The organism is Roseateles sp. L2-2 (genome assembly GCF_050613215.1).
Classification (GTDB): Bacteria; Pseudomonadota; Gammaproteobacteria; order Burkholderiales; family Burkholderiaceae_C; genus Roseateles; species Roseateles noduli.
Genome location: NZ_CP192509.1, coordinates 4265415 through 4277450, shown reverse-complemented (window position 1 = coordinate 4277450; position 12036 = coordinate 4265415). Strand labels below are relative to the sequence as shown.

Below are 12036 nucleotides of genomic sequence, written 5' to 3'. Positions count from 1 at the left end.
CCGCAAGCCCTCCGTCGCGGCGTCCGCCGCGGCCCCTACACGAGCTTCCCCCCATGAAGATCCTCTGGTTCATCCCCACCCACGGCGATTCGCGCTACCTCGGCACCTCCAAGGGCGCCCGCGTCGCTGACTTCGACTACTACCGCCAGATTGCGATCGCGGCCGACAGCCTCGGCTACGAAGGCGTGCTGCTGCCCACCGGCCGCAGCTGCGAGGACAGCTGGATCGTCGCCGCCAGTCTCATCGAGGCGACGCGGCGGCTGAAGTTCCTCGTCGCGCTGCGGCCGGGGCTGGTGCAGCCGGTGCAGTCGGCGCGCATGGCGGCCACGCTGGATCGTCTGTCCGGCGGTCGGCTGCTGGTCAACCTGGTGACCGGGGGCGATCCCGATGAACTCGCCGGCGACGGGCTGTTCCTGCCGCACGAGGAGCGCTACGCGCTCTCCACCGAGTTCCTGACCGTGTGGCGCGACGTGCTGCGCGCCAGCCACGACGGCGAGGACATCGACTTCGACGGCGAGCAGCTGCGCGTCAAGGGCGGCAAGTTGCTGTACCCGCCGATCAACAAGCCGTATCCGCCGGTGTTCTTCGGCGGCTCTTCAGGGCCGGCGATCGACCTCGCGGCCGAGCAGGTCGACACCTACCTGACCTGGGGCGAGCCGCCGAAGGCCGTCGCCGAAAAGATCGGCGAGGTGCGCGCGGCCGCTGAAGCGAAGGGCCGCAAGCTGGAGTACGGCATCCGCCTGCACGTCATCGTGCGCGAGACCGAGGAAGAGGCCTGGGCCGCCGCCGGAGATCTGGTCAAGCATCTGGACGAGGACGTGATCGCGGCGGCGCAGGCCAAGTTCGCTTCGATGGACTCGGTCGGCCAGCGTCGCATGGCGGAGCTGCACGGCGGTCGCTTCGACAGGAACAACATCCGCGCGGGCCTGGAGATCTCGCCCAACCTGTGGGCCGGGGTGGGCCTGGTGCGCGGCGGCGCGGGCACGGCGCTGGTCGGCAATCCGCAGCAGGTGGCCGATCGCATCCAGGAGTACGCCGCGCTGGGTCTCGAGTACTTCGTGCTCAGCGGCTACCCGCATCTGGAGGAGGCCTACCGTTTCGCCGAACTCGTCTTCCCGCTGCTGCCGCTGGACGTGCGCGAGAAGCTCAGCGCACCGAAGCTGACCGGCCCCTTCGGCGAGATCGTCGCCAACAACTTCGTGCCCGGCCCGGCCAAGCTGGCCGCGGCGAGCTGAGATGAGCACGGTCGCGATCAAGGGCCGGGCTCAGGCCCAGGTCAGAGCCGGTGCGACAGCGGGCCGCGGCATCGGCGCCTTCAAGGGCCTGGTGCCTTGGATCGTGCCGCTGGCGGTGCTGGCGCTGTGGCAGTTGAGCGCGCAGGCGGGCTGGCTGTCGACGCGCGTGCTGCCGGCGCCGTCGTCGGTGGCCAAGGCGGCGTGGGAACTCGCGGTGTCGGGCGAGCTGTGGCGGCATCTGGCCGTGAGCACCGGTCGCGCCTTCATCGGCTTCACGATAGGCGGCGGGCTCGGCCTGCTGCTGGGGCTGCTGACCGGCTCGCAGCGCTGGGCCGAGACCGCGCTCGACACGACGCTGCAGATGCTGCGCAACATCCCGCCGCTGGCGCTGATCCCGCTGGTGATCCTGTGGTTCGGGATCGACGAGACGGCCAAGCTGTTCCTGGTCGCGCTGGGCGTGTTCTTCCCGGTCTACCTGAACACCTTCCACGGCATCCGCGGCGTGGACCGCGACCTGATCGAGATGGCGCGTTCCTACGGGCTGAGCGGCTGGTCGCTGTACCGGCAGGTGATCCTGCCCGGCGCGGTGGCGTCCATCCTGGTGGGGCTGCGCTTCTCGCTGGGGCTGATGTGGGTGCTGCTGATCGTGGCCGAGACCATCTCGGCGCAGAGCGGCATCGGCTACATGACGATGAACGCGCGCGAGTTCCTGCAGACGGACGTGGTGCTGGTCGGCATCCTGATCTACGCGCTGCTGGGCAAGCTGGCCGACGTCGCGGCGCAGGCGCTGGAACGCGCGTGGCTGCGTTGGCATCCGGGCTACCAAACATGACGGGCAAGACATGATGAGCGTGACCGAGATCGACGTCCTGACCGAATGGCAGGATTCGCAGCCCGCGGCGCAACAGCAGGCGGTCACGCGGCGCGTCGCCGTCGAGGCGTCGCCAAATGGCGGGCAAGGCGGGCAAGGCGAGCTGAGCGGGCAACCCGTGACCCTGGACGGCCTGGGCAAGTCCTTCGGCGAGCGCCAGGTCTTGCACGGCATCGACCTGGACATCGCGCCCGGGGAGTTCGTCGCCATCATCGGCCGCAGCGGCTGCGGCAAGAGCACGCTGCTGCGTCTGCTCGCGGGGCTGGAGACGCCGAGCGCCGGCGCGCTCGCGGCCGGCGACGCCGAAGACACGCGCTTCATGTTCCAGGACGCGCGGCTGCTGCCGTGGGCGCGCGTGCTGGACAACGTGGCGCTGGGGCTGGAAGGCGCCGATGCGCGCGACCGCGCCCGGCAGGCGCTGGCGCAGGTCGGTCTCGCCGACCGCGCCGGCGAGTGGCCCGCGCGGCTGTCCGGCGGACAGCGGCAACGCGTCGCGCTGGCGCGCGCGCTGGTCCATGCGCCCAGGCTGCTGCTGCTCGACGAGCCGCTCGGCGCGCTGGACGCGCTGACCCGCATCGACATGCAGGCGCTGATCGAATCCCTGTGGACGCGGCATCGCTTCACCGCGCTGCTGGTGACGCACGACGTGGCGGAGGCGGTCGCGCTGGCGGACCGTGTGCTGCTGATCGAGGACGGGCGGCTGGCGCTCGACCTGCGTGTCGACCTGCCGCGCCCGCGCCGGCGCGACGCCTCGTTCGCGGCGCTGGAGCAGCGGCTGCTTGACCGCGTGCTCAGCACGCCGGGTCGCGAGCCTGAACCGGCTCACGAACCTGCTTCCCTTTCCGTCGCCGCGCCGATGTTGCGCTGGGCGGTGTAAGAGCGCTGCGCGGGCCGTCGGTGGTTGAAGGGCCGGGGGGCCTTCGCAACACCGACGGCCTTGCGCGGCCATCTTGCGCACACCCGAGGCGGGGGTCGCGCCCTTCGCGAGCGGGGCGGGTTGCGGTACGCTGGGTCGAATGACGCCAGTGCTTCCGACATCGACGCCACTGCCCAACGCCGAGTGGCCCTATCTCGAAATCCTGATCCGCCTTGCACTCGCCCTGTCCCTGGGGCTGCTGCTCGGTCTTGAGCGGGAACGGCGCGGCAAGGAAGCCGGCCTGCGGACCTTCGGCTTCATCGCGCTGCTGGGAGCGCTGGGCGGCTCGCTGGGCGAGCACTACGCGCTGCTGAGCCTGCTGCTCGCCGCGGGCCTGGCGGTGCCGCTCAACGTCCACACGATGCGCGGCGGGCATGGGCCGGAGCTGACCACCTCGGCGGCCATGCTGGTGACCTGCATGGCGGGCATCCTCTGCGGACTGGGGCACACCGTGACCCCGGCGGCGGTGATGGTCAGCACGACCGCGCTGCTGGCGTGGAAGGAGCGCCTCTCGGGCCTGTCCATGGGCCTGACCGAGGGCGAGGTCCGCTCCGCGCTGCTGCTCGCGATCCTGGCGATCGTGATCTACCCGGCGCTGCCCGCAGGACCGATCGGACCGTGGCATCTCATCGAGCCGCGCGCGGCCTGGGTGACGGTGATCCTGATCGCCAGCATCGGCTTCGTGAACTACATCCTGTGGAAGCTCTACGGCTCCAAGGGCGCGGAGCTGTCCGCGTTCTTCGGCGGTCTGGTCAACAGCAACTTCACCGTGGTGGAGATGGCGACCCGCGTGCGCGAGACGTCCGGCCGCTTCGCCGAAGGCGCGTACCGCGCGGTGCTCGTGGCCGTCGCCGCGATGGTGATGCGCAACGCGGTGCTGCTGCTGATCCTCACGCCGCTGGCCTTCGTGAACGCGGCGGCGGCCTTCGGTTTCATGGTGCTGTCGGCGGCGGGCTTCGTGGTGCTGAGCCTGCTGTCGCGCCGCAACGGCGCGGCCGTCGAGGACGTCACCGACATCAAGCTGGAACTGCCGTTCTCTCTGCCCGTGGCGCTGCGCTACGGCGTGCTGTTCCTGGCGCTGCACGTGGTGGGCCGGCTGATGCAGCGCGAGTTCGGCGAGGGCGGCTTCTACCTGGTCACGGTGATCGGCGGCCTGCTGTCCAGCGCGAGCGCCGTGGCCGCCGCGGCCAGCATGGCGGCGCAGGGCGCGATCGGGTTCGACGTCGCGGCCAACGGCGCGGTGCTGGCCTCGATGACCAGCCTGGCCTTCAGCCTGTCGTTCATCCTGAAGACGGGCCACCGGCGCCTCATCGCCCGCCTGGCGCTGGCCATGGTGGCCATCGCGGTGGCGGGCGGACTCGGCGTGCTCCTGCGCGAACTGGTCGCGCCGTTGATCGCCAGCCTGCTGCCCAACGGCGGCTGAGCCCGGTGCCTCAGTTCCCGAACGCCTTGCGCAGCCGTTCGCCGGCGAAGGCCTGCGCGTTGCGGGCCTTCTCGACGACCGCGGCGGCGCCGAAGAACTCGTGGGTGACGCCCTCGTAGTCGCGGCGCTCGACCAGCACGTCGGCCTTCTTCAGCGCGTCTTCCATCTTGGCGCTGTCCGATCGCAGCGGATCCACGCGGGCGCTGATCAGCGTCACCGACGGCAGGCCGGCGAGCTTGGCGTCGACGAGGTTCAGGCGCCAGTCCTTGAGCTGGTCCTTGTTGTCGAGCAGCTTGTCGACGAACCACTCCACCATCGCGCGGTTGAGCGGCTGGGCGGCGGCGTTCTCCAGGTAGGACTCGGTGTTGAGGCTGCTCTGCGTGACCGGGTAGACGGCGAGCACATGCGCGGGCTTCTGCAGGCCGGCGTCGCGCGCCGCGATCGCGGTGGCCAGCGCGAGGTTGCCGCCGGCGCTCTCGCCCGCGAGCGCGACGCGGCTCGCATCGCCCTTGAAGCCGGCGGCGTTGGCCAGCGTCCACTTGTAGGCGGCCAGCGCATCGTCCCAGGCGGCGGGGAACTTGTGCTCCGGCGCCTGGCGGTAATCGACGGAGACCACGACCGCCTGCGCCTGCCTGGCGATGCCGCGAGCGCTGGCGTCGTAGACCTGCTTGTCGGCGATGACCCAGCCGCCGCCGTGGAAGTAGACGACGACAGGGAAGGGGCCCGGACCGGCCGGCGTGTAGAAGCGCGCCGGGATCATGCCGGCGGCGCCCTGCACGGTGCCGTCGATGCTGGTCACGCCGGGCACGAGCTGCGCGGGATCCGTGCTGCTGCCGTTCTTGCGCAGCAGCGCGTTGACCGCGTCGGCGATGGTCGGGTTGGCGCGTGCGGCGGCGACGTCGATCTTCTCGATCGCCTTGGGCCGCAGACCCTCGTGGGCCTTCAGCACGGCGAGCATGTCGCCGTCGAGGCGGATCCGGCCCATGGTCTTGGCGATGGCGGTCTTGACCTTGCCGGGCTGCTCGTTGCCCGTGCCCTTGCCGGCCTCGTCGGCGGCATGCACGAAGGGCAGGGTGAGCAGCAGCGCGCTCAGCGCGGCGATCTGGAATCGGAGGTGGGGCATGGCGACGTCCTTGTTGAGCGGTGCGGTGCATCCGGATGCGGATGCTCGCGGAGGGCTCAGCAAGGCGGGTGCCCGGGTTCGCAGGAGGTGGCTCACTGCCGAGGCCGCTGGCCCTCACCCCCGCCCTCTCCCGCAAGCGGGAGAGGGAGTCATACAGGAGGCTGCTACTTCCTGGATTTCGCCTCCAGCACGAAGTACGCGACGGCCGCGATCGACAGCGGCGCGAGGTAGTACAGCGCCCGGTACGCGATCAGCGCGGCCAGGACCTGGCCGTGACCCAGCGTCGGGCCGAGGAAGGCGACGAAGACCCCTTCGAGCACGCCCAGGCCCGCAGGCACGTGCGCGATGACGCCGGCCACCGCGGCGACCAGCAGCACCGACAAGGTGTGGCCGTAGTCGACGCCCTGCTGCAGCAGCACCCACAGCACCGCGCCCATCGTGAGCCAGTTGGCCGACGAGATCGCCAGCTGCATCAGCGCGAGGCGCAGGCTGGGAACGAAGAAGTCGTGGCCGCGCAGCCGGAAATCGCGTCGCGGCGAGAACGCGCACAGCGCCAGATAGACGGCGACGACGGTCCACATCAGCGCGCCGAGGCCGCGCAGCGCGGTGGCGCTGATCTGCCACTCCGGAGGCGGTTCGAGCCAGCCGAAGAGGAACAGCCCGCCCGCCAGCAGCCCGTAGCCGAGCCAGTTCGAGGCCATGCTCAGCGCGAGGATCTTCGCGGGCTCCGGATGCCTCAAGCCCTCCCGCGCATAGAGCCGCAATCGCATCGCGACGCCGCCGACCAGCGAGCCCAGGTTGAGGTTGAACGCGTAGCTGATGAAGGTGATCAACATCACCCGACGAGTCGGGATCGTGTGGTGCGCCCAGCGCTTCCCGATCAGGTCGTAGCCGCTGTAGATCAGGTGGCTGAGCGCGCACAAGACCGCGCCCCCGATCAGGACGCCGACCGGCAGCTGACGCAACGCATCGCCGACCTCGTCCCAGTCGACCTGTCGCGCGGCCCAGGCGAGCAGCGCCACCACGGCGACCGCGAACACGCCGCTCAGCCATCGGCCCCAACGCCAGCGCGCCGGGTGTCGCCCCGCGGCGTCCGGCGTGGGCGTCGCACTCACTCGGCGGTCTCCTTGCGCAGGCATGCCGCGCCGGAAGTGCAGGAAGTGCCGGAAGCGCCGGGAGTGACAGACAGGGAGACGCCTTGCCACTGCCAGGCCTCGGCGTCCGGCAACTGCGACGCGCTGACGACCACCGGCGTCTGTGCCACCGGCATCACCGGTTGCGCCTGTCGCGGCAATCGCGCCAGCCAGCGCGGGAAGTGGCGCATCACGTGAAAGACGAAGGCGCCCATGCCCAGCCGCCACCACCAGCGATGCGCGTTGGTCTCCTCGATCTTCAGCAGCTTGCACTGGCTCTTCATCAAGGGCAGCAGCTTGTCGCGCAGCGCGCGGTTGAATGCGCGGTCCTCGACGATGAGGTTGGCCTCCAGGTTCAGCGACAGGCTCAGCGGATCGAGGTTGCTCGAACCCACCGTGGCCCAGTGATCGTCGACCAGCGCGACCTTGGCATGGATCGGTCGTTCGCAGTACTCGTGGATCTGCACGCCGGCGCGCATCAGCCGGTCGTAGACCAGTTGGGCCGCCCAGCGCGCCCACGCGATGTCGGGTTGTCCCTGCAGGATCAGGTGGACCTTCACGCCGCGGCGCGCGGCGCGCTGCATGCTTCGCAGCAGCAGGAAGCCGGGGAAGAAGTAGGCGTTGGCGATGATCACCTCATGCTGTGACGCGTGCAGCGCGAGCCGGTACATGCGCTCGATGTCGTCGCGGTGGCGGTGGTTGTCGCGGGTGACGATGACCGCCTTGGCCTGGCCGGCCGTGGCCGCGCCGCTGCCGGTGGAGGGATTGCTCGTGCGCGGTTCCTGCGCGCGGCTGCGCCACCAGCGGCGCTGCGCGGTCGGGCCGGCGGAGCGCGTCTGCGGCGTCGCGGTCGCGAGGATCTCCCCCGTCACGCGCCGCAGCTGCGCCACGACCGGTCCCTGCACGCGCACCGCATAGTCCTGCTTGGCCTCGGGGCCGAAGTCGATCAGGTGGTCGGCCGAGTAGTTGATGCCGCCGATGAAGCCCGTCTCGCCGTCGACGACGACGATCTTGCGATGCAGCCGGCGGAAGGGCTTGAGCCGGCGCGACAGCTTGGGCGGCGGGTCGAAGACATGCAGCCGCACGCCCGCGTCGGTGAGCCCGTTCACGAAGTTCATCGACAGCTCCGGCGAGCCGAAGCCGTCCACCGTCATGTCCACGCGCACGCCGCGTTTCGCGGCGGCGATGAGCACCTCGCGCAGCGCCAGGCCGACCTTGTCCTCGAAGAGGATGAAGGTCTCGATGATCACCTCGTGCTTCGCGCCCTTGATCGCGGCGAAGACGGCGGGGAAGAACTCCTCGCCGTTCTCGAGCAGCTCGAGATGGTTGCCGGCGCTCCAGTCCGGGCGCTTCACAGCCGGATCTCCGCCGCCAGCGGCGCGTGGTCGGACAGGTGCGACCAGGGCCGGCGCGGCAGCACGATGGGGTGCTGCACCGACGCGCCGCGCACATAGATGCGGTCCAGCGCCAGCAGCGGGAACCGCGCCGGGAAGGTGCGCGCCGCCGCGCCGTAGGACTTCACGAAGACCTCCGCGAGGCCGGCGCAACGGCTCAGCATCCGGTGCGCGCGCTGGCGCCAGTCGTTGAAGTCGCCGGCGACGATCACCGGATCCCCCGGCGGCAGGCTGTCGATCAGCTGGCACAGGCGCTCGACCTGGCGCTGACGGTGCGATTCGCGCAGGCCCAGGTGGACGCAGATCGCGTGCAGCTCGCGGCCGTCGGCCAGCGTGAGCACGCTGTGCAGCAGGCCGCGGCGCTCGGGGCCTTCGACCGAGACGTCGTGGTTGGTGTGCCGCGCGATCGCGAACTTGGACAGCAGCGCGTTGCCGTGGTGGCCCTGCGGATAGACCGCGTTGCGGCCGTAGGCGAAGTCGCTCCACAGGCTGTCCGCGAGGAACTCGTAGTGGGGCGTCTGCGGCCAGGTGGGCACCCGGGCCGCATGCAGTTCATGCTCGCCGAGGACTTCCTGCAGGAAGACGACGTCGGCGGACACGGCCCTCACCGCCTCCCGCAGCTCGTGCAGGATGAAGCGGCGGTTGAAGAAGCCGAAACCCTTGTGGAGATTGACGGTGAGGACGGTGAATTTCATGGCTTGCCCAGGCAAGCCTTGTTCCCGTCACCGCGCCTCGACGGAAGGAGGCGTCAGCGGTCGTCGCCCTGGAGGATCATGGGTCCGACGCACAGGACCCCGAAGGTGAGGGCGAATGCGCCCACGAGAATCGCGCCTATCAGTTCAAGCATGGGGTGCTCCTGGTGGCGGTGCCGCTTGGCAGTGCCGGGATGGCAGTGTCGACTTGCGGCGGGCTCCCGGATCCCTGGGCCGCGTGGCCCGGATCACCGGGTGGGAGCGATCAATACTAGACCTGTCGGACGCCGCGCCGCAATCGCGTCGGACGGAGTCCCACCGCTCGTTCGGGGGATTCCGGGCCCGGGTTGCGCAATCTTTCCAGCCGTGCTCGGAACGGGGACTAGGCGGTATGGCGTGCCGTACGCGTCCGACAAGGGAAAAGGGGCGGCAAGAGCCTTTCAAGGCGGTTGCAAAGCGGCCTCGACCTGACCCTGTCTTGCGCCAACGTAACGTCGGTGCAATGAAGTCCTGCAAAGCGCAACGCGCCGCGCCGGACAGAGGCCGCGCCACTAGATTGCGGGCACTCGTTGCCCAGGAGCATCTACGTGGACCAGCCTCTCCCCAAGCGTCTTCCGAAGTCTCAGTTCGAGCGTCAATCCCGGCCGGCGCCCCGACCGCTTCTGCTGCCCAGGCTCATCAGCCTGGCGCTCGGCGCCGCGGCATTCGGTGCCGCCCATGCGCAGGAAGCGAAGACGCAGGAAGCGAACCAGCTCGACACCGTCGAGGTCCGCGGCGTGCGGGCCACGCTGAAGAAGAACCTGGCCGAGAAGCGCGAGGCGCAGAGCATCGTCGACAGCATCAGCGCGGAGGACGTGGGCAAGTTCCCCGACAAGAACGTGGCCGACTCGCTCCAGCGGGTGCCCGGCATCTCGGTGGACCGCATCTGGGGGGAGGGCAAGGCCATCTTCGTGCGGGGCACCGACAAGAACCTCAACATGACGCAGCTCAACGGCCAGGCCGTGGCGTCTTCCGAGTGGTGGCTGAACGAGCCGCAGACGCGCAGCTTCAACTACGACGTGCTGCCTTCCGAGATCGTCGGCAGTCTCGATGTCTTCAAGAGCCCGTCGGCCGACCTGGATGAAGGTTCCATCGGCGGCCTGGTCATCGTCAAGACGCGCAAGCCGTTGGCTTTCAAGGATCCACTGACGGTGCAGGTCGCCGCCGAGGCCATGTACAGCAAGCTGCCCGGCAAGACCGACCCGCAGCTCTCGGGCCTGCTGAACTGGAAGAACGACGCCAAGACCTTCGGCGTGCTGCTGGCCATCAGCAGCCAGAAGCGCCACATGCGCCGCGACGGCCTGGAGCAGTTCTCCGACGGCAAGTACGACGTGAAGGACCAGAACGGCGTCGTCACCAACGCCTACGCCTCCTGGGGCGGCGGCTCGGCCATCTTCCGCCAGGAGCGCGAGCGCACGACGACCAACCTCGCGCTGCAGTTCCAGCCCAACCCGGCTACCGATCTCGTGCTGAACCTGATGGATTCAGACATGAAGATGAACAACAACAACCAGAACTACCTCTGGCAGGCCGGCGGCCTGGCGGTGGGCGGCGTCATCAGCGCCGTCGACCCGAAGTTCATCACCGTGGCCGACGGCAGCAAGGCGCTGGTCGGCGGCACCTTCGGCCCCAAGACCGGCGTGTCCTTCGAGCCCATCTATCGCGAGAGCTACATCAAGTCGCGCGTGGCCGACCTCGACGGCACCTATCAGGGCGGCAACTGGCAGCTCCACGGCCAGGCAGGCACGACCAACAGCTCGGGCGGCAGCAAGCATGACCGCCACTTCTGGATGGAAGGCGACACGCGCACGACGATCTCGCTGGGGCCGGACCATTACGGCGTGAAGTACCTCGACATCAATCCGCTGGACCCGAACGCGCTGACGCTCAAGTCCGGCGACGACCGCATCCGCCGCATGGACGCCAAGGAGAACTACGCCCAGGGCGACGTCACCTTCGACATCGACGGCGCCGTCGTCAAGGCGGTGAAGGTCGGCGCGAAGTTCCGCGACAACACGCTGAAGAACACCCGCATCCAGGGCACGGCCGGGCCGGGCTCGCCGGGCTGGCAGTCGTTCTCGCTGGCCGACCTGTCCACGGGTCCCTCGCCGTCGCTGAGCCAGGCCGCGGGCACGTCCGACGCGCTGCGGCAGTACGCCTGGTTCGACGACGGACTCGTCGCGAGCAAGGGCATCCCGATGTTCGACCAGGCGATGGTCTACAAGGACGTGCTCAACGAGAACTACAAGATCCACGAGCGGATCGGCGCCGTGTATGCCAAGGCCGACTTCGCGGTGGCGAAGTTCCGCGGCGACGTCGGCCTGCGCGTCGTGCGCACCCAGCAGACCTCGGAGGGCTACCTGGGCAACGCCAGCGGCGGCTTCACGCCCACCAGCGTCGACCACAACTACACCGACGCGCTGCCCAGCCTGAACGTCGTCTACGACCTCAGCAAGGAGGTGGTCCTGCGCGGCGCGGTGTCGCGCGCCATGGCCCGCCAGACCTTCGACCTGCTCAGCCCCGGGTTGCGCCGCGACGGCACGGTACTGTCCAAGGGCTACGCCGGCAACCCGCTGCTCAAGCCGGTGCACGCCAACCAGGCCGAGATCGGCGCCGAGTGGTACTACGCCGATGCGGCGCTGGTCTCGGGCACCTTCTTCATCAAGAAGCTGGACACCTTCACCTACAAGGCATCCAAGTCCGAGCAGGTGGGCGGCGAGACGCTGACCGTGGAGCGCCCCTACAACGCCGACAACGGCGCCGACATCAAGGGCTTCGAGCTGCAGTGGCAGCAGCCCTTCGGCAACACCGGTTTCGGCACGGTCGTGAACTACACCTTCACCGACGCCAAGGCCGGCGCCGTCGCGGGCCAGCCGCGGCTGAAGGTGCTGGGCAACTCGCGCGACCAGTTCAACTTCAGCGGCTATTACGAGCGGGGCGGCATCACGCTGCGCGTCTCCTACAACTACCGCTCCAAGAGCTACGGCAACGTGGAGATGGGCGGTCAGGTCGTCAACGCCGCCTACGGCCAGTGGGACGCGTCGGCCAGCTGGGACGTGACCCGGAACATCGCCCTCTACGCCAGTGCGGTGAACATCAACAACGAGGTCATCAAATCCAACACCGTGGACGGCATCCCCGTCGGCATGTACGAGAACGGCGCGCGCTACAGCGTCGGCGTCCGGGCCAAGTTCTAAGGATCGATGTCCT

At 69.4% G+C, this 12036-nt stretch carries 9 protein-coding genes; 5 read left to right on the top strand and 4 right to left on the bottom strand.

What is annotated here, in order from left to right; all coding sequences use genetic code 11:
* The first annotated feature begins 53 nt into the window (after nt 1-53).
* From ssuD to ACQZ13_RS19105, 4 genes are all read left to right on the top strand, one after another.
* Nucleotides 54-1235, top strand: coding sequence for an FMNH2-dependent alkanesulfonate monooxygenase (ssuD, locus tag ACQZ13_RS19120; RefSeq protein ID WP_431047140.1), 1182 nt, complete (start codon nt 54-56; stop codon nt 1233-1235).
* 1 nt (nt 1236) lies between these two features.
* The gene (gene ssuC, locus ACQZ13_RS19115; RefSeq protein WP_431047138.1) at nt 1237-2067 is read left to right on the top strand and encodes an aliphatic sulfonate ABC transporter permease SsuC; all 831 of its coding nucleotides are present in this window, start codon (nt 1237-1239) and stop codon (nt 2065-2067) included.
* 13 nt (nt 2068-2080) lie between these two features.
* Entirely contained in the window at nt 2081-2983 is a 903-nt protein-coding gene (locus ACQZ13_RS19110) for an ATP-binding cassette domain-containing protein (RefSeq protein ID WP_431053292.1), read from the top strand.
* 139 nt (nt 2984-3122) lie between these two features.
* Complete coding sequence (locus ACQZ13_RS19105) at nt 3123-4445, top strand: MgtC/SapB family protein (RefSeq protein ID WP_431047136.1); 1323 nt, start codon at nt 3123-3125, stop codon at nt 4443-4445.
* A 10-nt stretch (nt 4446-4455) separates the two neighbouring features.
* Here ACQZ13_RS19105 and ACQZ13_RS19100 read toward each other — a convergent pair whose 3' ends face one another.
* The 4 genes from ACQZ13_RS19100 to ACQZ13_RS19085 all read right to left on the bottom strand — a co-directional run bounded on the left by ACQZ13_RS19100 (nt 4456) and on the right by ACQZ13_RS19085 (nt 8790).
* Nucleotides 4456-5568, bottom strand: coding sequence for an alpha/beta hydrolase (locus ACQZ13_RS19100; RefSeq protein ID WP_431047134.1), 1113 nt, complete (start codon nt 5566-5568; stop codon nt 4456-4458).
* A gap of 164 nt (nt 5569-5732) precedes the next feature.
* A complete protein-coding gene (locus tag ACQZ13_RS19095; protein ID WP_431047132.1) occupies nt 5733-6683 on the bottom strand; it encodes a lysylphosphatidylglycerol synthase domain-containing protein in 951 nt (316 codons plus the stop codon).
* Nucleotides 6680-8056 (bottom strand): cardiolipin synthase ClsB, encoded by a 1377-nt coding sequence (gene clsB / locus ACQZ13_RS19090; protein ID WP_431047130.1) that lies wholly within the window; start codon nt 8054-8056, stop codon nt 6680-6682. The genes ACQZ13_RS19095 and clsB overlap by 4 nt, the downstream gene beginning before the upstream one ends.
* The gene (locus ACQZ13_RS19085) at nt 8053-8790 is read right to left on the bottom strand and encodes an endonuclease/exonuclease/phosphatase family protein (RefSeq protein WP_431047128.1); all 738 of its coding nucleotides are present in this window, start codon (nt 8788-8790) and stop codon (nt 8053-8055) included. The genes clsB and ACQZ13_RS19085 overlap by 4 nt, the downstream gene beginning before the upstream one ends.
* A gap of 584 nt (nt 8791-9374) precedes the next feature.
* Here ACQZ13_RS19085 and ACQZ13_RS19080 point away from each other — a divergent pair.
* Nucleotides 9375-12023, top strand: a complete 2649-nt coding sequence (locus ACQZ13_RS19080; protein WP_431047126.1) for a TonB-dependent receptor — start codon at nt 9375-9377, stop codon at nt 12021-12023.
* Nucleotides 12024-12036: the final 13 nt, after the last annotated feature.